Annotated in this window: 26 protein-coding genes and 2 pseudogenes; 16 read left to right on the top strand and 12 right to left on the bottom strand. The window is 68.7% G+C overall.

Going from position 1 to position 26302, the window contains the following annotated elements; translation table 11 throughout:
- The first annotated feature begins 3 nt into the window (after positions 1-3).
- Positions 4-624 carry a transglycosylase family protein gene (locus tag M4D77_RS09055; RefSeq protein WP_058251629.1) on the top strand — a complete coding sequence of 207 codons (621 nt, stop codon included), beginning with the start codon at positions 4-6 and terminating at the stop codon, positions 622-624.
- Between the two features lie 171 nt (positions 625-795).
- Here the strand turns inward: M4D77_RS09055 and M4D77_RS09050 are convergent, their stop codons facing one another.
- The 4 genes from M4D77_RS09050 to M4D77_RS09035 are packed head-to-tail and all read right to left on the bottom strand — an operon-like array spanning position 796 to position 2552.
- Positions 796-1242, bottom strand: coding sequence for a molybdenum cofactor biosynthesis protein MoaE (locus tag M4D77_RS09050; protein WP_159370274.1), 447 nt, complete (start codon positions 1240-1242; stop codon positions 796-798).
- The gene (locus M4D77_RS09045) at positions 1239-1730 is read right to left on the bottom strand and encodes a molybdenum cofactor biosynthesis protein B (RefSeq protein ID WP_259936050.1); all 492 of its coding nucleotides are present in this window, start codon (positions 1728-1730) and stop codon (positions 1239-1241) included. Before M4D77_RS09045 ends, M4D77_RS09050 begins: the two co-directional genes overlap by 4 nt.
- Positions 1723-2274, bottom strand: coding sequence for a cyclic pyranopterin monophosphate synthase MoaC (gene moaC, locus M4D77_RS09040; RefSeq protein WP_259936049.1), 552 nt, complete (start codon positions 2272-2274; stop codon positions 1723-1725). The genes M4D77_RS09045 and moaC overlap by 8 nt, the downstream gene beginning before the upstream one ends.
- A gap of 5 nt (positions 2275-2279) precedes the next feature.
- A complete protein-coding gene (locus tag M4D77_RS09035; RefSeq protein ID WP_058251633.1) occupies positions 2280-2552 on the bottom strand; it encodes a hypothetical protein in 273 nt (90 codons plus the stop codon).
- 100 nt (positions 2553-2652) lie between these two features.
- Here M4D77_RS09035 and M4D77_RS09030 point away from each other — a divergent pair, with 100 nt between their 5' ends.
- Both M4D77_RS09030 and M4D77_RS09025 read left to right on the top strand, forming a co-directional pair.
- The gene (locus M4D77_RS09030; protein WP_259936048.1) at positions 2653-4767 is read left to right on the top strand and encodes a protein kinase domain-containing protein; all 2115 of its coding nucleotides are present in this window, start codon (positions 2653-2655) and stop codon (positions 4765-4767) included.
- Between the two features lie 126 nt (positions 4768-4893).
- On the top strand, positions 4894-7266 hold the full coding sequence (locus tag M4D77_RS09025) for a protein kinase domain-containing protein (RefSeq protein ID WP_259936047.1): 2373 nt from the start codon (positions 4894-4896) through the stop codon (positions 7264-7266).
- Positions 7267-7298: 32 nt separating this feature from the next.
- Here the strand turns inward: M4D77_RS09025 and M4D77_RS09020 are convergent, their stop codons facing one another.
- Positions 7299-8057 carry an IclR family transcriptional regulator gene (locus M4D77_RS09020; protein WP_065631960.1) on the bottom strand — a complete coding sequence of 253 codons (759 nt, stop codon included), beginning with the start codon at positions 8055-8057 and terminating at the stop codon, positions 7299-7301.
- Between the two features lie 153 nt (positions 8058-8210).
- Here M4D77_RS09020 and M4D77_RS09015 point away from each other — a divergent pair, with 153 nt between their 5' ends.
- From M4D77_RS09015 to M4D77_RS08980, 8 genes are all read left to right on the top strand, one after another.
- Positions 8211-9485, top strand: coding sequence for an HpcH/HpaI aldolase/citrate lyase family protein (locus M4D77_RS09015; protein ID WP_259936046.1), 1275 nt, complete (start codon positions 8211-8213; stop codon positions 9483-9485).
- Complete coding sequence (locus tag M4D77_RS09010; RefSeq protein WP_259936045.1) at positions 9482-10297, top strand: bifunctional allantoicase/(S)-ureidoglycine aminohydrolase; 816 nt, start codon at positions 9482-9484, stop codon at positions 10295-10297. The genes M4D77_RS09015 and M4D77_RS09010 overlap by 4 nt, the downstream gene beginning before the upstream one ends.
- 38 nt (positions 10298-10335) lie before the next feature.
- Positions 10336-10998 carry a response regulator transcription factor gene (locus M4D77_RS09005; protein ID WP_259936044.1) on the top strand — a complete coding sequence of 221 codons (663 nt, stop codon included), beginning with the start codon at positions 10336-10338 and terminating at the stop codon, positions 10996-10998.
- 3 nt (positions 10999-11001) lie between these two features.
- Positions 11002-12438 carry a HAMP domain-containing sensor histidine kinase gene (locus tag M4D77_RS09000; protein WP_259936043.1) on the top strand — a complete coding sequence of 479 codons (1437 nt, stop codon included), beginning with the start codon at positions 11002-11004 and terminating at the stop codon, positions 12436-12438.
- A 115-nt stretch (positions 12439-12553) separates the two neighbouring features.
- A complete protein-coding gene (locus M4D77_RS08995; protein WP_259936042.1) occupies positions 12554-13945 on the top strand; it encodes an MFS transporter in 1392 nt (463 codons plus the stop codon).
- 9 nt (positions 13946-13954) lie between these two features.
- Complete coding sequence (locus M4D77_RS08990) at positions 13955-14893, top strand: TAXI family TRAP transporter solute-binding subunit (RefSeq protein WP_259936041.1); 939 nt, start codon at positions 13955-13957, stop codon at positions 14891-14893.
- A 73-nt stretch (positions 14894-14966) separates the two neighbouring features.
- Positions 14967-15617 carry an LGFP repeat-containing protein gene (locus M4D77_RS08985; RefSeq protein ID WP_065631959.1) on the top strand — a complete coding sequence of 217 codons (651 nt, stop codon included), beginning with the start codon at positions 14967-14969 and terminating at the stop codon, positions 15615-15617.
- Between the two features lie 3 nt (positions 15618-15620).
- Positions 15621-16607 carry an alpha/beta hydrolase gene (locus tag M4D77_RS08980; protein ID WP_259936040.1) on the top strand — a complete coding sequence of 329 codons (987 nt, stop codon included), beginning with the start codon at positions 15621-15623 and terminating at the stop codon, positions 16605-16607.
- 17 nt (positions 16608-16624) lie between these two features.
- On the opposite strand, the pseudogene M4D77_RS08975 reads toward M4D77_RS08980, so the two are convergent.
- From M4D77_RS08975 to M4D77_RS08965, 4 genes and pseudogenes are all read right to left on the bottom strand, one after another.
- Positions 16625-18029: pseudogene (locus M4D77_RS08975) on the bottom strand (HNH endonuclease).
- A gap of 151 nt (positions 18030-18180) precedes the next feature.
- The gene (locus tag M4D77_RS23870) at positions 18181-18408 is read right to left on the bottom strand and encodes a helix-turn-helix domain-containing protein (protein WP_159370263.1); all 228 of its coding nucleotides are present in this window, start codon (positions 18406-18408) and stop codon (positions 18181-18183) included.
- A gap of 23 nt (positions 18409-18431) precedes the next feature.
- A complete protein-coding gene (locus M4D77_RS08970; protein ID WP_259936039.1) occupies positions 18432-18749 on the bottom strand; it encodes an AraC family transcriptional regulator in 318 nt (105 codons plus the stop codon).
- Between the two features lie 146 nt (positions 18750-18895).
- On the bottom strand, positions 18896-19288 hold the full coding sequence (locus M4D77_RS08965) for a helix-turn-helix domain-containing protein (protein ID WP_058251692.1): 393 nt from the start codon (positions 19286-19288) through the stop codon (positions 18896-18898).
- 94 nt (positions 19289-19382) lie between these two features.
- Here M4D77_RS08965 and M4D77_RS08960 point away from each other — a divergent pair, with 94 nt between their 5' ends.
- Together M4D77_RS08960 and M4D77_RS08955 are read left to right on the top strand one after the other, a co-directional pair.
- Positions 19383-19838, top strand: a complete 456-nt coding sequence (locus tag M4D77_RS08960) for a hypothetical protein (RefSeq protein ID WP_259936038.1) — start codon at positions 19383-19385, stop codon at positions 19836-19838.
- Between the two features lie 87 nt (positions 19839-19925).
- Positions 19926-20336: an STAS domain-containing protein gene (locus tag M4D77_RS08955; protein WP_137810531.1), complete on the top strand. Its 411-nt coding sequence runs from the start codon at positions 19926-19928 to the stop codon at positions 20334-20336.
- A 10-nt stretch (positions 20337-20346) separates the two neighbouring features.
- Here M4D77_RS08955 and M4D77_RS08950 read toward each other — a convergent pair whose 3' ends face one another.
- A complete protein-coding gene (locus tag M4D77_RS08950; protein ID WP_259936037.1) occupies positions 20347-21111 on the bottom strand; it encodes an alpha/beta fold hydrolase in 765 nt (254 codons plus the stop codon).
- Between the two features lie 98 nt (positions 21112-21209).
- Here M4D77_RS08950 and M4D77_RS08945 point away from each other — a divergent pair, with 98 nt between their 5' ends.
- The gene (locus M4D77_RS08945; RefSeq protein ID WP_259936036.1) at positions 21210-21818 is read left to right on the top strand and encodes a TIGR03086 family metal-binding protein; all 609 of its coding nucleotides are present in this window, start codon (positions 21210-21212) and stop codon (positions 21816-21818) included.
- Here the strand turns inward: M4D77_RS08945 and M4D77_RS08940 are convergent.
- Together M4D77_RS08940 and M4D77_RS08935 are read right to left on the bottom strand one after the other, a co-directional pair.
- A complete protein-coding gene (locus M4D77_RS08940) occupies positions 21815-22537 on the bottom strand; it encodes an aspartate/glutamate racemase family protein (protein ID WP_065631757.1) in 723 nt (240 codons plus the stop codon). The genes M4D77_RS08945 and M4D77_RS08940 overlap by 4 nt on opposite strands.
- A gap of 18 nt (positions 22538-22555) precedes the next feature.
- Positions 22556-24067, bottom strand: coding sequence for an NCS1 family nucleobase:cation symporter-1 (locus M4D77_RS08935; RefSeq protein WP_068970590.1), 1512 nt, complete (start codon positions 24065-24067; stop codon positions 22556-22558).
- A gap of 246 nt (positions 24068-24313) precedes the next feature.
- Here M4D77_RS08935 and allB point away from each other — a divergent pair, with 246 nt between their 5' ends.
- A complete protein-coding gene (allB, locus tag M4D77_RS08930; protein ID WP_065631755.1) occupies positions 24314-25687 on the top strand; it encodes an allantoinase AllB in 1374 nt (457 codons plus the stop codon).
- A gap of 57 nt (positions 25688-25744) precedes the next feature.
- A pseudogene (locus M4D77_RS08925) lies at positions 25745-26302 on the top strand (hypothetical protein); the annotation flags it as partial.

The raw sequence follows: 26302 nt of genomic DNA, 5'->3' as shown, positions 1-26302 counted from the left end.
TACATGTCCGGACGTCATCGCAAGCAGACGACCAGCACGGCCGCCAAGACCATCACCAAGGTCGCCCTCACCGGCGCGGTCCTCGGCGGCGGAGCAGCCCTCCTGGGCACCGGTACCGCCAATGCGGCCACCGACGCCGAGTGGAACCAGGTCGCGCAGTGCGAATCCGGTGGCAACTGGGCCATCGCGACCGGCAACGGCTATCACGGCGGCCTGCAGTTCTCCCCGAGCACCTGGACCGGCCACGGCGGCGGCGAGTTCGCCCCGACCGCCGATCAGGCCTCCCGCGAGGAGCAGATCGTCGTCGCCGAGCGTGTGCTCGGTTCGCAGGGCAAGGGCGCCTGGCCCACCTGTGGCACCGGCCTGTCGGGCTCGACCCCGCGCAGCGCGCCGACCGACACCCCGCGTGAGATCGCCCCGGTGCTCCCCGGCGGCAACGGCAGCGTCGACCTGGCGAAGACCACCGAGGACGTCGCCAACCAGGTCACCGACGCCCTCACCGAGGCCGGCGTCAGCCCCGAGATCAAGAACCTCTGGCAGGCGGCCAAGGACAGCGGCGTCACGCTGAACCAGGACCAGATCAAGCTGTTCAACGACAACAAGCATCTGCTGCCCAACCCCTGATCGCCGCTCGACGCCTGATCTGGGACCCAGACGAAGGGCCCCGCACGATGAACCATCCGTGCGGGGCCCTTTTCCATTGGTTTCGACAAGCTCAACCAGCGGGGGGTCAGCTCAACCAGCGGGGGTCAGCTCAACCAGCGGGTGTTCAGCTCAACCAGCGGGGGGGCGGGGTCAGGCCGAGTTGACCCACTCGTCGGTGCCGTCGTCGAAGAACTGGTGTTTCCAGACCGGTAGCCGGGCCTTGACCTCGTCGACGAGGCGCGAGCAGGTCTCGAACGCCGCCCGACGATGGTCGGCCGCCACCGCGACCACGAACGCGATGTCGCCGATCACGAGGTCGCCGACCCGGTGGGACACCGCGACCGCGCGCACCCCGTCGACCGCGGAGACCTCCGCGACGACCTCGGCCAGGACCTTCGTCGCCGTCGGGTGCCCCGAATAATGCAGGGCGGTCACGGTGCGGCCGCCGTCGTGGTCGCGGACCGCGCCCACGAACCCGACCACCGCACCGGCTTTGCCGTCGGCGGCGTCGATGACCATCGCCTCGTGGTCGGCCAGCGTGATCGGCTCGTCGACGACGGCGGTGTGCACCACGTGCGAGCCGGCCTCTCGGGTCATCGGTGGTCGCCTCCGCGGATCTGATCGAGCGCGTGGTGGACGACCCCCGCGAGGACGCCGAGCCCGTCGCGGACCCCGCCGGTCGAACCGGGCAGGTTCACGACGAGGGTCGTCCCGGCGATTCCGGCGAGTCCGCGCGAGAGGACCGCGGCGGGCACCGTCGGCAGCCCGGCCGACCTGATGGCGTCGGCCAGACCCGGGATCTCGACGTCGAGGAGCGGGCGGGTCTGTTCCGGAGTCCGGTCCGTGGGCGTCAAACCCGTTCCGCCCGTGGTGATGACGAGGTCGACCTCGGCGTAGATCGCGGCGCGGAGGGCCTCGCCGACCGGCGGGCCGTCGGCGACGACGTCGCACTCGTCGACGGTGAAGCCCTGCTCGACCAGCCAGGCCTCGATGATCGGTCCGGACCGGTCTTCGTAGACACCGCTGCTGGCGCGGTTCGACGCGACGACGACGCGCGCCACGCGGGAAAGATTCCGGTCAGTCATGAGCCGGGTCAGACGGCTCGCGGTACCAGTCGCCGGATTTGCCGCCGGTCTTGGCCAGCAGGCGGATGCCGTCCATCTGCGCCCGTCGGTCGACGGCCTTGACCATGTCGTGCAGCGTCAGCCCGGCGACTGCGACCGCTGTCAACGCCTCCATCTCCACACCCGTCTGGCCGGAGGTGGCCACGGTCGCGGTGACCTCGATCGTGTCGGCGCCGATCGCGAAGTCGACCTCCACCGACGACAACGCCAACTGATGGCACAGCGGGATCAGCTCGTCGGTGCGTTTGGCCGCCATGATCCCGGCGATGCGCGCCGTGGCCAGCACATCTCCTTTGGGCAGCCGCGACTCGCTCAGGAGACCGATCACCTCGGCGGTGGTGCGGAACGTGCCGGCGGCGACGGCGCGACGCTTCGTCGTCGGCTTGGCGCCGACGTCGACCATGCGGGCCGTTCCGGACTCGTCCAGATGACTCAGCCGGGAGCCGCCGGCCGGCCCGGTGTCCCGGGCGTCCGACCCACCTTCGTCAGTCCCGGTGGGCGGCATCGACGTCAGCGGTTGACGATGGTCTTCGACTGCACGAACGGCAGGTCGTCGACCGGAAGCGGGAACTCCGTGTCGCCGAACGGCGACAACGCACCCGAGATGTGGGTCGCGAGTTCGGAGACCGCGTGCTCGGCGGCGTCGCCGTTCTCGTCCTGCGGCCAGCCGTTGTCGACGTAGTGCTTCTTGCCCTTGGCAGATTCGACGACCTTGCCGGTGCCGGCCCCCGCTTCGCCGGAGGAGGGTGTTTCAGCGCCAGATTTGTTTGCCACGTCGTGCATTGTGCCATGCCGTTCGAATGAACAAGACCCGTGTCCGGGGCGGAAGTCCCGTGCCGGGGCTAAGGTCGTCGCAACACAGGTCACGCCCCAGGAGGCGCCCATGGTCGCCCAACCGGTCCAGGTCGCCGGCTACCGGGTGATCACGCGGCTGGGGAGCGGCGGAATGGGCACCGTCTACCTGGTCGAGAATCCGCAGCTACGTCGGCGCGAGGCCCTCAAGGTGATCTCGATCGCCGAGACCGTCGACGAGGAGTTCGCCCGCCGGTTCAGTCGCGAAGCACAGACCGCGGCGGCCCTCGACCATCCCTCGATCGTCACGATCTACCACTACGGAGTAGCCGACGGCGACCCCTGGTTCACGATGGCCTACCTCGACGGCCGTGACCTCCGACGCGCCTCGCTCCGCCCGGACGAGGTGGTGGCCGTCGCCTCCCGGGTCGCCGACGCCCTCGACTACGCACACGAGCACGGCGTGATCCACCGCGACATCAAACCGGGCAACATCATGGTCACGCGCCGCGCGATGGACGACTCCCTCGACCGCGTCGTCGTGCTCGACTTCGGGATCGCGAAGCTCACCACCGCGACCACTCTGACGGCGCCGTCGTCGTTCGTGGGCACCCTCGTCTATGCCGCACCGGAGATCCTCGACGGCAAACCCGCGGGCCCCGCATCGGATCAGTACGCGCTGGCCTGCACGGCCTACGAATTGCTATCCGGCGCAACTCCGTTCGATGCCGACACGCAGACCCGTCACATCGTCGCCAAGCTCACGACGCGCCCGGCGCCGATCAGCACGCATCGCCCCGAGCTCGCCGCCCTCGATGCCGTCTTCGACCGTGCGCTCGCGCGCGGCCCCCTCGACCGGTACCCCACCTGCGGCGCGTTCGCCGCGGATCTGCGCGCCGCCCTGGGGCGAACCCACTCCGACGGCCGAGCACCCGCGCCCGTGGCTGCGACCCAGGTCATCACCCCGCCTCCACCGGCGAAACCGACCCAACCGTGGGTCGCCCCATCCCCGGCGCCACCGACGCCCACCCGCCGGCGACGGTGGCCGCTCGCCCTCGCCGCGGTCGCCGTGGTCGCGGTGCTGGCCGTCGTCGTCGCGATCGGGGTCCTCACCCTCGGCGGTGGAGATGGCGGGGACACGTCCGACGCCCCGTCGTCGCCGATCGCGGCGGCCGATGCCGGCGCCCAGCTCAGCGCCGGCCTCGGTGCCACCTGTTCGATCCGGGACGGGACCGCCTATTGCTGGGGCGACAACGCGGCCGGCCAACTCGGCGACGGTACGACCGAGAGCCGCCAGACGCCCACGGCGGTCGCCGATCTCAGCGGCGTCACCGCGATCAGCACCGGCGGACCCAACAGCTGTGCGATCGCCGAGGGACTCGCGTACTGCTGGGGGAACAACGACTACGGGCAGATCGGCGACGGCACGACCGACGCGCGGCTGACGCCGACCCGGGTCGCCGGTCTCGCCGATGTCACCGCCATCTCGACCGCCAACTGGGCCACGTGCGCGATCTCGGCGGGCTCGGCGTACTGCTGGGGCACCAACGACTTCGACCAGCTCGGCGACGGTTCGACCGCGAATCAGTACCGGCCGGTCCGGGTCGCCGGGCTCGACGACGTGACCGCCATCAGCGTCGGTGTGAACTTCACGTGTGCCGTCGCAGCCGGCGACGCCTACTGCTGGGGGCTCAACGACAACGGGCAGGTCGGCGACGGCACGACCACCAACCGGGCCCGCCCGACCCGGGTCGCCGACCTGGACGGCGCGACGTCGGTCTCCGCGGGCGCCGCGACCGCCTGCGCGATCGCCGGGGCGAGTGCATATTGCTGGGGCGACAACGCGTTCGGCCAACTCGGCGACGGCACCACCTACGGCCGACGCACGGCGACGCCGGTGTCCGGCCTGGACGGAGTCGAGGCCATCAGCACCGGCACGTCGAACACCACCTGCGCACTCGCGGCCGGGGTCACGTACTGCTGGGGCGCCAATGCCTGGGGCTCGGTCGGCGACGGCACCCTGACCGACCGGCCGGCGCCCACCCGGGTGAACGGATTGTCCGATGTCGGCGCGGTGTCCACCGGCGAACGAACCACGTGCGCGCTCGCGTCGTCATACCTGTGGTGCTGGGGTTTCAACGCCACCGGACAGCTCGGCATCGGGGGCACCGACGACCGTCTGACCCCCACTCAGGTCACGTTCTAGCGTCGGCTCCGTCATCCGGTTGAAGGGTGCCCCGGACCTTTCCCGGTTCGGTATCGTCCCTGCATACGTCTGCGAGAGCAGCCATTTGGCAGCCGCTCTCCCGCCAAGCCAGAAAGAGGTGACGCCGTGCCGTTGAGTCCCGGCACCCACATCGCCGGTTATCGCGTGGTCTCCCAGCTCGGCGCGGGCGGTATGGGCGAGGTGTACCTCGTCGAGAACCTGCAACTCGAGCGGCGAGAGGCCCTGAAGGTCATCTCCACGGCGGTCAGTGCCCAGCCCGGGTTCAACCAGCGCTTCACCAACGAGGCCCGCACCACCGCGAAGCTCGACCATCGCAGCATCATCACCATCCACCAGTACGGCATCGAAGACGGTTCGCCCTGGTTCTCGATGAGTTACGTCGAGGGCAAGGACCTCACCGAGGAACGTCTCACGCCGGCGGAGGTGTCGACGGTCGTCGGACAGGTGGCCGACGCCCTCGACTACGCGCACCGCCACCACGTGGTGCACCGGGACATCAAGCCCGCCAACATCCTCGTCACGCGCGATCCGGCGACGAACGCCGTCGAACGCGCCCTCGTGCTCGACTTCGGCATCGCCAAGCTCGCCGGCTCGGCCAACCTGACCGGCACCCATTCGTTCATCGGGACGGTCGCCTTCTCGGCCCCGGAAACACTCGAGGGCGCCGACGCCACGGCCCGGTCGGACCAGTACTCGCTGGCCTGCACGGCCTACGCGATGCTCGCGGGGCAGCCGCCCTTCGTCGGACAGTCCGAACCGTCGGTGATGCTGGGCCACATCCAGCGCCCGGTTCCCCACATCGGCCAGCTGCGCGGCGACCTCGCGCACCTCGACCCCGTGTTCCAGCGCGCCCTGTCGAAGAATCCCGCATCCCGCTACCCCGACTGCCGCAGTTTCGCGGCCGCCTTGAAGTCGGCGCTCGAATCCCCTGCCGCGCAGGGCAACACGATGATCGCGGGTTCGGTTCCGCCGCCCACCCTCGTCGGCGGTGGCACCGGCGGCCCGTCCACGGGTCACCCCTCGGGACCCCAGCAGCAGTTCGGCCCACCCCATGGCCAGTACACCCCGCCGCCGCAGCCGACCATGACCGGGCCGTCGGGCCCGCAGCCGCTGATGAACAAGCCGTCGGGTCCCCAGCCGATGTACTCCTCGGCCCCTCACCTCTCGGGCCCGCACGCGCAGCCCGGGCATCCCCAGGTCGGCTACCCGGGTATGCCGCCGGTCCCGCCGAAAAAGAAGAAGCGGACCGGCCTCATCGTCGCCGGCGTCCTCGGCGCCGTGCTGCTGCTGGTGGTCGCCGCCGTCGTGGGACTCGCCGTCCTGGGCAGCACCGTCGCCGACCCGGAGAAGGCGACCGTCGCGCAGCCGGTGGTGAGCACGAACTTCGGCAGCAGCTGCGCCGTGGTCAACGGCAGCGTGCACTGCTGGGGCGACAACGACTCCGGTCAGCTCGGCGACGGTTCCACGACGCCGCACACCCGCCGGGTGGCGGTGCCCGGGGGCGCCAACGCGACCGCGGCCACCACCGGCGGCTACCTCACCGGCGAGAACGCCTACGTCTCGACGGCCTGCGCCATCGCCGCCGGCGACGCATTCTGTTGGGGCAACAACCATTACGGCGAAGTCGGCAACGGTTCCAGCGGTTCGACGGTGGACTCCGCGACCAAGGTCGGCGCCATCTCCGACGTCAAGGCGATCTCCACCGGCTGGGGCACCACCTGCGCGGTCGCCGGCACCGACGCCTACTGCTGGGGGAACAACGAATACGGCCAGCTCGGCACCGGCGGCGGCACCGACCCGGTCTCGGCGCCGACGAAGGTCCCCGGACTCGGCGTCGTCACCGACATCACCACCGCCTACGGCACCACCTGCGCGGTGTCGGACGGCTCGGCGTTCTGCTGGGGCGCCAACGACAACGGGCAGATCGGCGACGGCAGCACGACGGCGCGCTCGGCGCCGGTGAAGGTCGGCGCGCTGACCGACGTCACCGACATCACCGTCGGCGGCTATCACGAGGCATCCGACGACGACGATCCGAACACCAACACCAGCACGTACTTCCAGACGACCTGTGCGGTCGCCGGTGGCGACGCGTGGTGCTGGGGTTCCAACGCCTACGGCCAGATCGGCGACGGCACCACCGAGACCCGCCAGGCCCCCGTTCAGGTCGGCAAGCTGAGCGGCGTCTCGGCCATCTCCACCGACTGGGGCACCACCTGCGCGGTCTCCGACGACCGGGCCTTCTGCTGGGGAGACGACGACCGCAGCCAGCTCGGCTCGTCCGGCGGGTCGGTGAAGATCCCCCGCGAGGTCTCGACGCTGACCGACGTCACCTCGATCTCGACCGGCAACGGGACGTCGTGCGCGATGGCGGCCGCGTCGGTGTACTGCTGGGGATTCAACAACGACGGTCAGGTCGGCGACGGTTCCAGCGGCGACGGCGCCAACCGCACGACGCCCACGAAACTGACCATCTAGCTCTTTTACCGCCGCCTGAGCTTGTCGAAGGCCTACTCGCGCGACCCGATCAGCGCCTCGGACACGGTCTCCGCGGCCGTGCGGAGCGCCCCGACCGCGCGGGCCCGGAGCCCGTCGTCGAATCGGGCGACCGGCCCGGAGATCCCGACCGCCATGGGCGTGGGCGCACCGGGGACGGCGACCGCCATCCCGCAGACGCCGACCTCGTGTTCCTGTTCGTCGGTGGCGACCCCGCTCGCCCGCACCTGCTCGACGGCCGCGAACACACCCGACAGCGACGTGACGCTCCACTGGGTGGCGGGGGTGAGCCCGGCCTGCGTGACGTGTTTGAGGATGCGCGCATCGTCGAGTTCGGCGAGCACGGCCTTGCCGACCGCGGTGTTGTGCATCGTGACCCGCCGGCCGACCTCGTTGTTGGTGCGCATGCTGTGCGGGGACGGAACCTGCGCCACGTAGATGACCATGTCGCCGTCGAGGACGGCGAGACTGGCGGTCTCGCTGAGTTCGCCGACCAGGGAGGCGAGGACGGGTGCGGCGACCGCGCCGAGCTGCCGGTTGGCCACCTCGCCGAGTCGGATGAGCCGGGGGCCCAGGGCGTACGACCGGTTCGGGAGCTGCCGGACATAGCCGATTCCCACGAGTGTTCGCAGCAGCCGGTGGATGGTCGGGGGCGGCAGCGGGGACTCCGCCGACAGATGGCTCAGTGAGCACTCGCCGCCGGCGCGCCCGATGAGCTCGAGCAGTTCGAATGCGCGCTCGACGGATTGCACCCCGCCGGAGTTCCCCGCCATCGCCACCTCCACAGTCCGGCATCACGCTACGTTCCATGATGTGAAACCACAATCAGGGTCCGTCTGCGCACACGGGTGGTCGCGTCCGACAGTTCTGGAGTAAACTCCGCTCTGCGGAATTTGATTTCCATTAATCCGACACGAAGGGGCGCCATGAGCGTGCAACCCGGTCGCCTCGGCGCGACCTTCCTCGCTGAGATCGAGGCCGCCCTCGCACCGTCGGACGCGGTGCTATCCGATCGGTATCCGGGCGACGACGGGAGCCGGCAGCCGGTCCACACGGTCTACGTTCCCGCCGACCGGTACACCGCCGAGCTCGCCCGGGAGTGGGGCCATTCCGCCCTGGAGGCAGCCGCCGACCACGGCGGCCTCGCCGCGATCGCCCGCTCGACCGTCGCCCGGACCGACTCGGCGGCCACCGCCCTCGCGGATCTCGTCGAGAACAAGCTGCGCACCGAGCCCATCGAGGATCTGCGCATCGACTTCGAGGACGGTTACGGTGTCCGCGCCGATGACGAGGAGGACGCGCACGTCAGCGCCGCCGTCGCCGCGATCCGGGCGGCGGGCGACGCCTCACCGCCATTCCTCGGCATCCGCTTCAAGTGTTTCGAGGCCGACGTCCGCGCCCGCGGCCTGCGCACCCTAGACCTGTTCATCGCCGGCCTGGCGGACACCGGGAACCTCCCGGCGGGTCTGACGCTCACGCTGCCCAAGGTCACCTCGACCGATCAGGTCGTCGCGATGGTCGCCGTCGCCCGCGAACTCGAGCGAGTCCATGGACTCACCGACGGTCGCATCGGTTTCGAGATCCAGGTGGAGACCCCGCAGTCGGTGATGAGCGCCGACGGCACCGCGGCCGTGGCGGCGATGATCCAGGCCGGTGAGGGCCGGGTGACCGCACTGCACTACGGAACCTACGACTATTCGGCGTCCCTAGGCATCGCCGCGGCGTATCAGTCGATGGAACATCCCGTCGCCGACCACGCGAAAGCCGTGATGCAACTCGCCGCGGCCGGCACCGGTGTGCGGTTGTCGGACGGATCGACGAACATCCTCCCCGTCGGAGACGCCGAGGCCGTCGAAGCCGGCTGGGCGTTGCACGCGCGACTGGTCCGGCGCCACCTCGAGCGCGGCTTCTATCAGGGGTGGGACCTCCACCCCGCGCAACTCGTCACCCGCTTCCTGGCCACGTACGCCTTCTATCGCGACGGATTCGATTCCGCCGCAGTGCGTCTGCGCAACTACGCGCACAAGCTCGAGTCGTCGGTGCTCGACGAACCGGCGACGGCCCGTGCACTCGCCGGCTTCATCCGACGCGGCGAGGTGTGCGGCGCGCTGACCGTCGACGAGGTCGAGACCGCGACCGATCTGCCCATCGAGAAGGTGCGCGACTTCGCACTCCCCCACTCACAGAGGACAATCCGATGAACGCGACGCCGTACTACACCCCCGCCGGTGGACTCCCGCCGCAGACCGACCTGCTGAGCGACCGCGCTGTCGTCACCGAGGCGTACACGGTGATCCCGCGCGGCGTGCTCCGCGACATCGTCACCTCGGTCTTCCCGGAGTGGACCGACACCCGCGCCTGGGTGCTCAACCGCCCGGTACCCGGCGGCGCGCAGACCTTCGCCCAGACCATCGTCGAGGTCGCCCCGGGCGGCGGATCGGCTGCGCCCGAACCGCAGTCGGAGGTCGAGGGTTTCGTCTTCGTCACCGCCGGAACGCTGACCGTGACCATCGCGGGCGAGGAACACACCCTGACCGACGGCGGCTTCGGCTACCTGCCCGCGGGCACGCCGTGGTCGGCGCACAACCGCGGCGACGTCCCCGTCTCCTTCCACTGGATTCGCAAGCGCTACGAGCCGATTGCGAGTCACGAGCCGGCCCCGAAGTTCGGCAACGAGCGCGACATCGAGCCCTCCCCGATGCCCGACACCGACGGCGCCTGGCGCACAACGCGAATGCTCGATCCGCTGGATCTCGCCTACGACATGCACGTCAACATCGTGACCTTCGAGCCCGGCGCGTCTATCCCCTTCGCCGAGACCCACGTGATGGAACACGGTCTGTACGTCCTGGAAGGCAAGGCCGTCTACCGCCTCAACGAGGACTGGGTGGAGGTCCAGGAGGGCGACTACATGTCCCTGCGCGCGTTCTGCCCGCAAGCCTGCTACGCCGGCGGACCGTCGAACTTCCGGTACCTGCTCTACAAGGACGTGAACCGGCAGATCATGCTCTGACGGGGTCGCCTGCACCCACTGTCGTACCGTGAGAGACGATGCGTATCGCGGTGGTGGAAGACGACGACGGGGTCGGCGACGCGCTCGTGGACGCCCTGAACGAGGTCGGCCACGAGCCCCGTCGCATGCGTCGCGGCGCCGATCTCCTCCTCGGTCACCGGGAATTCGACCTCGCACTGCTGGACCTGGGATTGCCCGACGAGGACGGGCTGACCGTGCTGCGCCGGTTGCGGGCGGTGAGTGAGATGCCGGTCGTGGTGCTCACCGCGCGGCAGGACGAGCGGTCGGTGGTGCGGGCACTCCGCGGGGGTGCCGACGACTATGTGGTGAAACCTGCGCGCCTCGGCGAGCTGATGGCGCGCCTGGAGGTGGCCGCCCGTCGGCGCACCGCCGACGCACCGGCACCCGCGGCGCGACAGATCGCCACCGGCGACATCGTCGTCGATCTCGACGCGCGACTGGTGACCGTGGCCGGCACCGACGTCGCCCTCACCCCCAAGGAGTTCGAACTCCTCGCGCACCTCGTCACCCGCCGGGGTGAGGCCGTGAGCCGCGAACAGTTGATGGATGCGATCTGGGGCGACGCCTACGTCGCCATCTCGCGCAGCCTCGACGTCCACATGACCGCGCTCCGGGCGAAGCTCGGCAGGCCCGGCGTGATCGAGACGATCCGCGGGTACGGCTACCGCTGGGGTACCTGAACGATGTGGCGGCGCGTGCTGCTCGTGCTCGTCGTCTATTCGGCGATCGTGGTCCTGGGTCTGGCGGTACCCCTCGCGACGACGGCGAGTCGTGAACGGCTGCAACGGTTCACCGAGAGCCGGACCGCATCCGCGGTCTACTTCGCCGACCTCGCCGATCGGGACCCGGAGATGCGGGGTACGGAACTCCAGCGGGCCGCCGAGCGCTACCGCGACCTCTACGACGAAGGCGTGGTGGTGGTCGATCGAGCCGGCACGACGCGCGCCTCGGCCGGCCTCGCAGCCCGGTCACCCGCGGTCGCCGAGGCCGTCTCCGAGGCATTGCGCAATCAACGCACGCGGATCGCGTCGGGGCTGACGCCCTGGTCGCCCGACTCGGTACTCGTGGCCATGCCGATCGGCACGGGCACCCAGGTCGACGGCGCGGTCGTCATCGAGGCGTCGACGACGGCGGCGAAACGCGATGTCGTCAGAACGTGGGCCGTGATCGCCGCCGGGGCCCTCGCGATGCTCGTGATCGGGTCGATGATCGCGGTTGCGTTGTCGCGGTGGACGGTTCGCCCACTCACGGCGTTGTCGGCACGGGTGCGCTCACTACGCGCCTCGATCATCGACAGCGGCCCGTCAGCGCACGAAACGCCCCCGGGTGGGCCGCCCGGTCAACGCCACACCGGCCCACCGGAGGTCCGCGAGCTGGCCCGGATCTTCGACGCGATGGCGGACGACGTCGAGAACGCCACCGCCGCCCAGCGCCGCCTGGTCGCCGACACCGCGCACGCACTTCGTAATCCGTTGGCGGCGGTCCGCTTTCGCCTCGACACCCTCGGCCTCGGATTGACCGGCCGCTCGCTGGAATCGCATCGGAAGACCGTCGTGGAGATCGACCGGCTCGACCGCATCGTCGACGACCTACTCGTCCTCGCCACCGCCGAGTCGCGGCCCGCCGGTTCCACCACGGGGGTATGCGACGTCGCCGCCGTGCTGGTCGAGCGCCACGATTTCTGGGCGGACGCGCTCGCCGACGCGGGGATGTCGGCGTCGATCGCTTCGCAGCCCCGGCCGATGATCGCCGCGCTCGACGAGGACGACCTCATCCGGGCGACGGACGTCCTGATGAGCAACGCGGTCAACCACGCCGGGGAAGGTGCCCACGTGGAGCTGGGCTGTCGATCCGAGGGAGCGCGTATCCGGGTCTGGGTCGCCGACACCGGCCGTGGCGTGACGACCGACAACCTGCCACGGATCACGGAGCGGTTCTTCCGCGCATCGGCCGGCAGCGGGCCCGGCTCCGGACTCGGATTGGCCATCGCCGCGGCCCTTGTCGACGGAGCCGGAGGCGAACTGGAGGTGACCGCCGGACGCCCCGCGGGACTGCGGGTGGACCTCTGGATCCCGGCGGCCGACGTCCCGTTCCACGAGGCCGTGGACGACCTGTCCTAAGGGAGTGTTAGGAAACGGCGATCGGCTTCCGTTCCGCCTGTGACTGCGTTCACAGTGTTAGGGGCACCGACGCCGGACCGGGTCGGGTGCACGTTCGACGACCTGGAGGACCCTGATGACCGACTCGCCCACCCGGCAGCCCACGAACGCCCGGAGCGCACCGCCGACGTCGTCGGCCGCGGCGACGCGTCGTGCCGTGCTCAACACCCTGCGCGGGTCCTCGGGCAACCTCGTCGAGTGGTACGACGTCTACGTCTACACCGTCTTCGCGACGTACTTCGAGAGCCAGTTCTTCGACTCGGCCGACAAGAACTCAACCGTCTACGTGTATGCCATCTTCGCCGTCACCTTCCTGATGCGGCCGGTCGGCTCCTGGTTCTTCGGTCGGTACGCGGACCGTCGGGGCCGCCGGGCCGCGTTGACCTTCAGCGTGTCGCTGATGGCGGCGTGCTCATTGGTCATCGCGTTGACACCGGGTCGCGAGTCGATCGGCGTATGGGCGGCGGTCGTCCTGGTGCTCTGTCGACTGGTACAGGGATTCGCGACCGGTGGCGAGTACGGCGCGTCGGCCACCTACATGTCCGAGGCGGCCACCCGGGAGCGTCGCGGCTTCTTCTCGTCGTTCCAGTACGTCACGCTCATCGGCGGACACGTACTGGCGCAGCTCACCCTGCTGGTGATGCAGGGCTTCCTCGACAAGGACCAGATCTCCGACTTCGGTTGGCGTATCGCGTTTCTCATCGGCGGCGTGGCCGCGGTGGTCGTCTTCTGGCTGCGCCGCAGCATGGACGAGTCGCTCACCCCGGAGCAGTTGGAGGCCGTCCGCAGCGGGGCCGACTCCGAGTCCGGCTCGATTCGCGAACTCGTCCTGAACTACTGGCGCCCTCTGCTGGTCTGCTTCCTGGTCACCATCGGCGGCACCATCGCCTTCTACACCTACAGCGTCAACGCACCGGCCATCGTCAAGACCGCCTACGAGGACCACGGTCGCACCGGGACCTGGATCAACCTCATCGGTTTGATCTTCCTGATGGTGTTGCAGCCGATCGGCGGGATGATCAGCGACAAGGTCGGACGCAAACCCGTCCTCATCTTCTTCGGCGTCGGCGGTGTCCTGTACACCTACGTCCTGATCACCTACCTGCCCCAGACCACCTCGGTGGCAACGTCGTTGACCCTGCTCGCAGTCGGCTACATCATCCTCACCGGCTACACCTCCATCAACGCGATCGTGAAGGCGGAGCTCTTCCCCTCTCACGTCCGCGCGCTGGGAGTGGGTCTGGGCTACGCGCTCGCGAACTCGGCTTTCGGCGGCACCGCGCCGCTGATCTACCAGGCCGCGAAGAACGGCGGTCATGTCCCGTGGTTCATCGCCTACGTCACCGTCGTGATCGCGGTGTCGCTGATGGTCTACATTTTCGTCTTGCGCAACAAGGCGGAGACCCCACTCGATCGCGAGCAGGGGCGGGCCTTCCTCGACGCAGAGGCCGTTGCCCGGCGGGCCTAAGGTGTCATCATGTCGTTCGCGCGCGGGCCGGTGGACCGGCGGACTCTGCTCCGCGGGGCCACCGGCCTGGGCGCGCTGCTTCTCCTGACCGCGTGCGAAACCGAACGCGGCGCACCGGTCCGCCTCGCGGCGGGCGAGCCCGGTGGCTTCTTCTGGGAGTTCGCCGGTCTCCTCGCCGCGGCGGCCGACCGGTCCGGCGCGCTGGAGATCCGCCCGCGGCAGTCCGGCGGCTCGGCCGAGAACCTCGACGCCCTGGCGAACGGTTCCGCGGAACTCGCCATCAGTCTCAGCGACACGGCCATCGAGCGCGCGGGCCCACAGCTGACGGCGCTCGGATGCGTGTACGAGAACTACTTTCAGGTGGCGGTCCGCACAGGGTCCGGGATCGCGACGGTCGCCGACCTGCGCGGGCGGTCGGTGAGTGTCGGAGCACCGGGGTCCGGCGCCGCCGGGCTCTCCGAGCGGGTACTCGCCGCGGCCGGCCTCGATACCGGCCGTGACATCCGCCCGGTCCGGCAGACGATGGCCGACGCCGGCGCCGCCCTTGCCGCGGGAGAGGTCGACGCCGTCATGTGGGCGGGCGGTCTGCCGACCCCGGCGTTCACCGACCCGCGCGTGCCGATCGTCCTGCTCGACCTCGGTGACGTGGTCGCGGGCCTACGACAGCGGTTCGGACCCGCATACGAGCCCGTACGCATCCCGGCCGACATCTACGGCCGGCACCCCGCGGTCACCACCGTCGGGATCGCGAATCTCCTGCTCGCCCGTCGGGATGTGCCGGATGCGACCGCCGCGGCCATCGCCGACGTCCTGCTCGACCAGGCTGCTCACCTCGTGCCCGCCCAGGCGATCGGCAGCCAGTTCCTCGACGCGCAGTCGTTGATCCTCACCGGACCCATCCCCCTGCATCCGGGTGCCGCGGGCGAGTACCGCCGTCGGCACGGGTGAACCGCAGCCGCTCGGCGACGGGTCGCGGTCCGTGATACACCTAGGCCGACGAGTCGAGGGTCGAGAGGATCACATGAAACTGGTGGCATCCCGCCGCTCCGAGTTGGTCGCCGGATTGTTCGCGATCACACTGATCGCCGCCGGTTGCGGCACGTCAGACGCCGACGAGTCACCCTCCGGAGCCTCGACGACCGGGGGTTCGACGACGACCTCAGCGGCCGGCGACACGACGGGCCCCGTTCCTGTCGTGGAAAACGCGAAGCCCACCGAGACGACGGTCATGGGCGAGGACGATGTCGAGGTGACCCTCACCGGTCCGATCGCAACGAAGTACGCGTCGGCCACCGAGGCACAGCGGGCCGCCCTGGGCAAGCCGTTGACCGGGGATCACAACGCGGGGACACGAGAGAGTGGCGTTGTCTACCAACAGTTCCGCGGTGGCGTGATCATCGCGAGGAACAGCGACCCCGCAACGCCTGGGTACATCGTCACCTCCGGCAAGATCCGGGACGCCTGGAACACCGAGCGCGCTCCGGACGGCACCCCGTTGCTCCTCGGCACCAACGGCTCGGCCGGGCCGCTCGGTGTGCCCACGAGCGACGTGACGGTCGACGGTGACCTCGAGGTGGTCACCTTCGAGCACGGCGAGATCTCCGAGAACACCGAGACCGGCGAGGTGACCGTGACGGTCAACGGCAAGATCGTGCCCTCCGGTCTGCGATAACCGATGAGACGTCGGATCGTCACGGTGGCCGTGGGCGTGATCGCGCTCGTGGCCGGTGGTTGCTCGACGCCGCCGGACCAGCAGTCGTCAACGCCGTCACCGTCTTCCGGTACGCCGTCGGATGCGCACGGACCCGCGACGGCTCCCCCGGTCCCCGCGGGGACCGAATCCTTCGACGTCGTCCGCGTCGAGTATCTCGATTCCGACGATGCCGACCCCGCCGAGAACTGGGCCAATCTGTATCTGCCTTCCGGGGTCCGTGGCGACGACTCGCTGCCACTGGTGACGATCATCCACGGCGGCGGGTGGGAAAGCCGAGCGGGCGCAGAGCAATTCGACGAGATGGCCCGGGACCTCGCCGATCGCGGACTGGCGGTCTACAACGTGGAGTACCGACGTCTGGGCACCGGCGGAGGGTGGCCCACGACCTTCCACGACGTGGCCCGAGCACTCGACCATGTGCCCGCGATGGCCGAGACCTACCCGCAGTTGCGAATCGACGACGAGCTGGTGGTCGGTCACAGCGCCGGTGCGCAATTGGCCGTGTGGGGCGGCACGCGCCATCGCCTCACCGATGACGAAGTGGGTTCGCGTCCGGCCTTCGTTCCATCCCGGGCGGTGTCCATCTCCGGCCCGCTCGACATGCGCTACGCCGTCGGCCACGGCAACAACCGGGTGATCACCCATGTTCTCGGCGGCACACCACGACAGGTCCCCGACCGCTATGACTCGGTGGATCCCATCCGCAACCTCGACCCCGCGCTTCCGGTCACCCTGTTCCACGGACTGGCCGACACCGATGTCGATCCGGACAACTCCCGCCGGTACACGCGCGCCCTCGACGCTGCTGGTGGCTCGACTGATCTACACCTGTTCGACGGCGAAACGCACACCTCACTCGTCCATCGTCAGTCCCCCGCCTACACACGAATCCTCGACCGGCTCACCGAGATCGCGCGAGCCGACATCGACGAATTGCGCGACGAGTAGCTGGTGTCCCGGGGTCGCTACGCAGCCGCTCGACCCCATGGTGTCGAGCGAGTTTCGTTGTGCTGCTTCCATTCCCACACCGCGTACAGCACTTCGGTGGTGTAACCCAGATCCATCCGACCACCGCCGATCGGGACCGTCGCCTCTGTATCGATTCGAGGGTTCGGCTGCCACTCCGGCGGCTTCGAAGTCTTTGGCGCCACGTCGATCTCGGTGCCGTCCGGGCGATGAAAGCTGAACCGCTGTTCACCGTGTGCGGTGATCGCGAACTCCCCCCGATGCAACGCCCGATGACACGACCCACACAACAAGATCAGATTGTCCGGATCCGTCCGCCCACCCGCCGACCACAACTGCACATGATGGGCATGCAGATGACGCGTCCGACCACACCCCGGCACCTGACAACACCGATCCCGCACGAACAACGCCCTGATCAGGGCTTTGTTCGGCACCCGCTTCCGACGCCCCACCCCCAACAACGCCACTTGCCGGGCTGCCCGGGAACCCGGCGACTCACCACATCCCGAGTCGACGCCCCGCACCGAGCTTCGGCCACCTCGACCTCCGACAACGCCGGACCGTCATCCAGATGAGCATGCTCCACCCCGTCACCGGCATGGATCAGGATCTCCGCACCCGGTGCGAGATCAGGCATCGCGACCCCGTCATGCACCATGCCGGCCATCGCCACCACCGCCGGCGCCACATTCGACGGCACCTGCCGCCACAGATCCCGACGCCGCGACGGCACCACCCCCGACCCCTGCCCCGAATCGCCGTCACCCGACTCCGGTTCAGTGTTCCGCGGAACACTCCCCGCGGTTGGTAGATCCGGATCGTCGGCGGTCCGGGTGCGTTCATACTCTGCGCGCACCGCCCCAGCGAGAAATCGCGCACCATCCAACGGACTCAGCGTCAACGACACCGACAGCGACCCATCGGTGTTCCATTTCCACCGGCCCGTCGACTCCACCGGCGGCCGTCCATCCTCCTCGACACCCCGGTCACGATCGATCTGGACCATCGCCCGCACCGCCCGATCCAACTGAGACGCCGTCGACGACAATGCGAGGTTCACCAACTCCGCCTCACGCTCCGGCGTAGCGACCCGTGTCAACGCGCGGACCTTCGAATACGACAACCGACCCTCGCGAAACGCCGTGCGGATCACCGGCAATTCCCGTATCGCCTTGGCGACCCTCAACTGCTCATGCGCCGTTCGCGGTGCGATGCCCGCCTTCCACGACAACCAGTGCGCCAGCGAATGAATCCCCGGCCCCCGCCACGACTCCCGCCCATCCAGTTCTGCCACCAGTTCAAGGAAGTCCGCTGTCAAAGCCGTGATCCGAGCGGCATACCCAGCACCCGCGCCTCGAGCACCTCATCCGTCAGCGACTCAGGATCCGCACCATCGAACATCGACGACGCATCTCCACCGCAACGAAAAGCACTGAACCCCAACGCAACCCCCTGAACCGAGCGAGAAGTACAGGAACAAGGTATCGCCAGGCACCGACAATTCCTCGAGCCTCAACCCGAGGTCGAGAGTGTTCCGCGGAACACTTCGGGATCACCTTCTATAGGTACTGGGAGGGTTGCCCGTCCACCGGGTGAAGGATCGGCTGGAGGCCGCGGCAATCGAGTAGCCCAGACGCGAGGCGGCCTCCTGAACGGTGAGGCCGAGGACGCCGAGGACGCCGAGTAAGTCGACCGCGACCTCATGACGAACCTCCTCGGTCAGGACCCGAAAGGTTGTCCCCTCCTGTTCGAGGCGTCGATGCAGTGTTCGGCGGCCCATGTTCAGACGGGCAGGGTGTCTCGTCAAAGCAACTCGATATGTCCGACCGACTGACTCATGTCGACGCTGATGTCGACGAACCGGTTGCCTATCTGTAGCGCCTGCGGGGCGACCCAAAGCGCCTCCCGTGCATTCGCACTGCTGAGCATTGCGAATCCGAGCAAACCGAAGTTGGCGAGCGAGAGGCGCGTCGCCATCTCGGTGCCGAGACCGGGTCGAACGCCGCAGGTTTCGACGAGGTTGCGCGCAACGGCCAACTCTTGAACCGCCTCGACCTCGAGATCGTCGTCCTCCAGATCGGCCGGTTGTAGCCCGGATTCGGCTTTCGTCCCAGCGGCCATTCCTTCTGAGACCCGACGCTTCGTACGGTGACGTGGAGCGAAGGGCTCAATGACTCGGTGGCTCGGAGGTCGCCGGCGCGGCGGTTGCCGCAGTCGCCGGGAGGTCCGCTGTGTTGACACCTCCTCGGACCAACTCCGACCTCGACTCAGCTCGCCGCACTCTCCCGCTGCGCGACCTTGGGTTCGATCACCTCGGTCGCGTAGGTCTTCCCCCACTCGTTGAGGGCGGTGACGAAGGGGCGCAGCGCCCGTCCCTGTTCGGTGAGCGAATACTCAACTCTCGGAGGGACTTCGGGATAGGCCGTGCGCTGCACGATGCCGTCGCATTCGAGTTCACGTAGCTGGCGGGTGAGCACTCGTGGCGTGACCGGACCGACCGCCCGCCCGAGGGCGCCGTATCGCAACGGCCCCTCGAGAAGGTTCTTGACGATGGTCATCTTCCAGGAACCGCCGAGCACGGCGACGCTCACCTCGACGGGGCACACCTCGTAGGCACGTCGAACCGGGTCGCGCAGAACGGACTCGCCCTCGTTCTCCATCGTCAGACCCCTGCCGTCGGCGTGGACATCCTCGTCCATATGGACAATATTGTGCATACTACCGCCGAAGTGCATCAGGCGTTAGACAGAAGTCATGCACCTTTCCGTCGACAACCCCGAGAACTCTGTAGACCAGGACTTCGCGCGCTTCACCTCTCCGACGGCCGGAGCAGCCCTCGGCTCGGTCGCGATTCTCGCGACCGTCGCGACTGCGGCCCTCTCCGACACCGGAACACTGCCGGGGTTGCTCGGGATGGCCGGCGCCGGGGCGCTCCTGGCCCTGATGCAGATCGCCGTGCAGTGTCAGGCGGCGATACTCGTCCTGCGAGACAGACGATGGCTTCCGGCACTGCCAGCCGCGGCGATCTGCGCCGCGACACTGACCGCGCTCTACCTGCTGGCCTTCGATCACGCTGCCGGCTGGTACCTGCTCCTCATCAGCGCAGTAGCTGTCGCCGGGTATGTCGCGGTGCTCGGGGAGGGGCACGCAGCCATCCGCGTCTTCGACGGCGCCGAACGTCATATCGAGGACACACCAAGGCACCGGTGAAGCCAACTGCCGACGCCACCAGGCGGACCTCGAGGCGCTGCCATCTCACGGACGGGCGACTTCGAGCGAACAGGGAGGCAGGGCTACATGAGGGCAGACAGCTTCGAACCGGTGGTCGTCGACGATGACCAGGACGCGTCCCGGGCAGGTCGCGCGCTGGCAGTGATCTCGACGCAGCGCGATCAACTCATAATCCTGACTGTGCACGGCAGCATCGACCTGCTCACCGTCCCGCAGTTGGGTGCGGCCGTGCTGGAAGCAGTGAGCGAGCGACCCCGGGGGCTGATCGTCGACCTCACCGCCACCGACTTCCTCGCGTCGTCCGGCATCGCCGCGCTCCTCGCCGCGCACGCGGCCGTCACCCCGGCCGGCGGCCGGTTCGGCGTCGTCGGCGGGCATCCCGCCATCACTCGGCCCCTGCGGCTGACGGGCCTGGACGACACGCTCGACCTCTATCCCACCCTGGCCGACGCGTTCTCGGCGATGGTCCCGGACTGACGGCTCCGGCTCACTCCGCGCCGAGAAACTGGACGAGGACCGCGTTCACCGCCTGCGGCGCCTCGATGGGGATGAGGTGCGTCCCGGGGATCACGGCCAGGCGGGCACCCGGAATGGCGGCGACGACGTCGCGGCTGTGCTCGAGCGTCACCTCGTCGCGGTCCCCCTGCATGACCAGCGTCGGTGCTGTGATCGCGGCCAGATCACCGAGGTCGATCTCGGGTTCGGAGTTGATCATCGCCATCGTCTTGTCGAAGATGACCTGGAAATGCCTTGCACCGTCCGGGGATTCGGACGCGTAGTCGGCAGCGAAGAACTCCATCAGCTCGTCGTCGGCGGAATCGAGCGCGTCGAGGATGCCGCCGACCGCCCGGCCCGAACTGTTGTAGTACTGGCCGATCAGGACCAGATGCCGGACCAGGTCGGGCCGCCGCAGCGCGACCAGCACGCCCACCACCGCGCCATCGCTCCACCCGACGATCTCGGCGGGACCACCGACCACCTCGTCGAGGTAGGCGATCGTCTCCTCGGCCATGTCCGCGTAGTGGAACTCGTCGGTCACGTCCGGGCTGTGTCCGTGACCGTGACGCTCCGGACAGAACACCTTCCACCCCGCGTCCACCAGGGCCGGCACCTGCCCGCCCCACGACGACGCACCCGAGAAGGCGCCGTGCAGCAGCACGACCGGCTGCCCGTCACCCTGGATCTCATGCCACACACGGGTGTTCGGTTCCGGATGGCTGATGGTCGTGTACTCGCGTGTCGGAGACGTCACGGGACCACAATACGGGGACATCGATGCTCGCGACCGATGAGAAACCGGCGTCGAGCGGGTCAGCCCTGTCGAGTGCACACACGACGAGAGGGAGTCCCATGCCCACCGACACCACCCGAGCACCATCGATATCAGCGGCCGCCGATCACATGCTCGCTCTGACCGCCACAGTCGCCGACGCCGACCTGGGCCGTCCGACCCCCTGCGGCGACATGGACCTCGCCGCGCTGGTCGCCCACGTCGACGGCCTGTCCCAGGCCTTCGCGGCCGCGGCGCGGAAGGACTTCGGACCGCTGACCTCGACGCCGCCGGACCCAGCGCAGAGTCGGCTCTCGACGCAGTGGCGTGACGACCTGCGTCGCCACGTCCACGACCTCGCCGACTCCTGGGATGACCCCGCCGCCTGGGACGGCATGACCCAGGCGGGCGGTGTCGAACTGCCGGCCGAGATCATGGGACTCGTGGCGCTGTCGGAACTCGTGCTGCACGGGTGGGACATCGCACGTGCCATGTGCATCCCGTTCGACATCTCCGACGACATCCTCCAAGTCGTCTTCGACCTCCACTACCCACCCCAACCGCAGGAAGAGCGCGACGGCATGTTCGGGCCGGTGGTCGAGGTACCCGACGACGCACCCCTCGTCGACCGCCTCGCCGGCTTGACCGGACGGGATCCCCGGTGGCCGCAGGCGGCGAAGGCGGACTAGCGGTTGAACGGCCAGCCGGTGATCTTCTTCTCCCGCGGCGGGGCGTAGGTCCGGACCTTCGAGGTCGAAAGTCCCATTCGGACAAGACCTTCGGCGATCGTGACCGCCGCCCGCACGCCGTCGACGATCGGTACCCCGGTCGCCTCGCGGACCTGCTCCTCGAGTTCGGCCATCCCGCCGCACCCGAGGCAGATCACCTCGGCGTGGTCGTCGGTGACCGCACGCGTGGACTGTTCCACGATCGCCTTCACCGCCCGCTCCGGGTCCGACTCGAGTTCCAGCACACCGAGTCCCGACGCCCGCACCGACGCGCACCGCTGGTCGAGGCCGGCGAGCTTGAGCCGGTCCTCGATGAGCGGAACCGTCCGGTCCAGGGTCGTCACCACCGAGAAGCGGTGTCCCAGATACATCGCGGTCGACGCCGCGGCCTCGGTGATGTCGACGACCGGCACCTCGAGGAGCTCCTGGAGACCCTCTCGACCGTGTTCGCCGTAACCGGCCTGGATGACGGCGTCATACGGTTCGGGGTAGGCGAGGATCGCATCCATCACGGCGATCGCGGCGAGGTAGGACTCGAAGTTCCCCTCACACGAGTCGGCGCCGAAACGCGGTGTGATACCCACGATCTCGGTCCCCGGGGAGGCGACCGAGCGGGCCGAGTCGGCGATGGCCTCGGTCATCGACACGGTGGTGTTGACGTTGGCGACCAGGATGCGCACGGTGATGTCCTTCGTGGGTCAGTGAGTGCTGGCGACGGAGATCGACTCGCCCGACACCTCGGCGAACGGACCGCGACGGTCGGCGACCGCCAGGTACACGATCGCACCGAGACCGGCGCCGATGAACCAGGAGAACTCCGAGATCACCTCGAAGGCCGGGACGAAGGCCATCACCAGGGCGATGGCCGCAGTCGGGACGAGCGCGAGGATCGCCCGCATGTTGACCCCGTTCCGGTAGTGGTAGGCGGCACCCGGCGCCTCGGTGAACAACGCGGGCACGTCGATTCGCGAACGGCGGACGAGCCAGTAATCGGCCATGACGATACCGAACAGCGGGCCGAGAAGGGCACCGAGTCCGCCGAGGAAGTAGTTGATCACCGCCGGCGAGTTGTAGAGGTTCCACGGCAGGATGACCAAGCCGATGATCGCGGCGACGAGCGCCGCGCGCCGGAAGTCGAGGTGGCGCGGGAACAGGTTGGACAGCGCGTAGATCGGCGCGACGAAGTTGGCCATGAGGTTCACCGCGACGGTGAGGATCAGCAGCGCGAGGCAGGCCAGCACCAGCAGGAAGGTGTTGGGAACGGTCTGGACGATGTCCGACGGCGACTCGATGACGGTGCCGTTGATGCGGAACTGGGCTCCGGCGAGGGTGATCACGATGGCACCGAAGAGCAGCATGTTCAGCGGGATGCCCCAGAAGTTGCCGCGCACGATCGCTTTTCGCGATTCCGCGTTGCGGGTGAAGTCGCAGAAGTTGAGGACGAAGGTGCCGTAGATCGCCACCCACAGGCTCGCGCCGCCGATGATCTGGAGCCACATGTCCACGCCGGTCAGCGAATCGGGCGTCGACCACGCGATGGTCCAGTCGGCGTTGCTCAGCATCCAGACGGCCAGGGCGACCATGGTGACCAGGATGACCGGACCGGCGAAGGCCTCGTAACGACGGATCATCTCCATGCCGTAACTGACGATGATCACCTGGATCACCCACAGCGAGACGAACGAGATCCAGCCGAGGGTGGAGAGCCCGAGGAAACGGTTGGTGTCCAGGTCGGCGGCGCCGGGGAACAGCGCCACCAGCATGATTCGCAGGACGACCGACGCGAGGTAGGTCTGGATGCCGAACCACGCGATCGCCACCCCACCGCGGATGAGGGCGGGGATCTGCGCGCCGCGGAACCCGAACGAGATGCGGCTCATGACCGGGAACGGCACGCCCGTCTTCTCCCCCATGAAGCCGGAGAGATTCAGCAGCAGGAAGAGGAACACCCCACCCAGCACCAGGGCGGTCAGGATCTGCCACCCGCCGAGCCCGAGCGCGAACAGACCGATGGCGAAGGCGTAGTTGCCGAGACTGTGTACGTCGTTGGCCCACAACGTGAAGATGTTGTAGGTGTTCCAGCGTCGTCCGACGCGGCTGGTCGGTGCCAGGTCGTCGTTGTACAGCTTCGGACTCAGCCCGGCCGGGACGGTGCCGGTGACCTCCGAAACCGGTCCGTCGACGGGGGCTGTGTGCTGCTCAGTGCTCATGTCTGCACTTTCGGTCGGACGGTCATCGATGACCGCGCTCCTACACTCGCGGAGTTCCGTGATGTGGAATGAAGTTTCCGCGTTCGTGACAGTTAGCCTGACGATCGAGGCCGTTGTCAATAGCACAACACCGGCCTACTCGCGAGTCGAGTTCCGAAATGACACGGCTTCATTCCATGATGAGGAATAACCTGGGTTAGTCTCTGGAACGACACCGGACACGGCACCAGCAAGGAGTCCCGCCCCATGACCGCAGCACCCGATGCCCCGGCCGCTACTTCCGACGCACCGTTCGACCTGGTCGTGCGGGGTGAACAGACTCTCACCACGGCCGGCATCGTGGCCCGCGAGATCGGTATCCGCGACGGTCGGATCGTCGCGATCGAGCCCCTCGGCAGCGGGCTGACCGGGGCCGAGGTCATCGAGCTCGCCGACGATCAGGTCATGATCCCCGGACTCGTGGACACCCACGTACACGTCAACGAGCCCGGGCGCACCGAGTGGGAGGGTTTCGACTCGGCCACCCGGGCGGCGGCCGCGGGTGGTGTCACCACGCTCATCGACATGCCGCTCAACTCGATCCCGCCGACCGTGAACGTCGACGCGTTGGCCGAGAAACGTGCTGCGGCACAAGGTAAGACGCACATCGACGTCGGATTCTGGGGCGGCGCCATCCCGGGCAACGAGGACGATCTGCGCGGCCTGCACGACGCGGGTGTGTTCGGCTTCAAGTGCTTCCTGCTGCATTCGGGAGTGGACGAGTTCCCGCACCTGACGGCCGACGAGATGGAAGCCGACATGGCCAAACTCGCCGAATTCGACTCGCTGATGATCGTCCACGCCGAGGACTCCCGCGCCATCGACAAGGCCCCCTCCCCCGAGGGCGATGAGTACACCCGCTTCCTCGCGTCCCGTCCGCGCGGCGCCGAGAACCTGGCGATCGCGGAGGTCATCGAGCGGGCGCGCTGGACCGGCGTCCGCGCCCACGTCCTCCACCTGTCGTCGTCGGACGCGCTGCCGATGCTGGCCAGCGCGAAGCGCGACGGTGTGAAGATCACTGTCGAGACCTGCCCGCATTACCTCACCCTGCTGGCCGAAGAGGTACCCAACGGCGCGACGGCCTTCAAGTGCTGCCCGCCCATCCGCGAGGCCGGCAACCGTGAACTGCTGTGGGAGGGGCTGCTGGCCGGCACCATCGACTGCATCGTCTCCGACCACTCGCCCTCGACCGTCGACCTCAAGGACCCCGAGAACGGCGACTTCGGCGTCGCATGGGGTGGGGTCGCCTCGCTTCAGCTCGGGCTGTCGCTCATCTGGTCCGAGGCAAAGAAGCGCGGCATCGACCTGCCGCAGGTCATCGAGTGGATGGCGTCGAAACCCGCCGACCTGGCCGGTCTGCCGACGAAGGGCCGCATCGCTCTCGGCTGCGACGCCGACTTCGCGGTCTTCGAGCCGGAATCCGCGCAGATCGTCGACGTCAACCGCCTCCACCACAAGAACCCGGTCAGCCCGTACGACGGACGAGCACTGGCCGGTGTGGTCAAGGGGACCTGGGTGCGCGGGCAGAAGGTCGACTTCGAGACCGCCCGCGGTCGCATGCTCCGCCGCGGCGACGTCTGACCTCCTGCTGCCTGAGCCCCGCTCCCCGCTGCCTGAGCCCCCGGTAAGCTGGGCCGAATGAGTTCGGATGACCAGCACACCGGCCTGGCCGATGAGTTGGCCGCGCGTTCCGACGACGCGCTGACCGAGCTCCTCCTCGAGCGCCCCGACCTCGCCTCACCGACGCCGTCGGGGACGCGGGTACTGGCGCAACGGGCCCTGTCGGCGGCGTCGTTGGCCCTGGCCGGCGAGGATCTCGACATCCTTGCCGTCGCGGTTCTGGAAGAGGTCGCCGCCCGCCACAGCCGCAGCCCGAAGAAGTCGCGGCGTCCGTCGGTCACCACGATCGTCAAGGCCCTGTCCGGCCGCGCCGATGCGGCCGCCGTCCGCGCCCGTCTCGATCTCCTCCGACGCCGCGCGATCCTCTGGGGCGAGGACTCGTCCCTCGGCGCCGGTGAACACGTCGACTCCGCGATGCCGTGGAAGGCCAAGCACCTCAGCGGTCCGCTCGTCGGGCGGTCGGGCGAGGAGATCGCGGCGATGATCGCCGATCTCGACGAGCGACCCCTCGGTCTGCTGCACACCCTCGCCCGCGGTCCGGCCCTGGGCCGCAGTCGTGATGCGGCCCACCACGCC

Source organism: Gordonia sp. p3-SID1431, from assembly GCF_025143765.1.
Lineage (GTDB): Bacteria > Actinomycetota > Actinomycetes > Mycobacteriales > Mycobacteriaceae > Gordonia > Gordonia hongkongensis.
The sequence above is the reverse complement of the archived record's forward strand: the minus strand, read 5'-3'. Positions and strand labels throughout refer to the sequence as shown.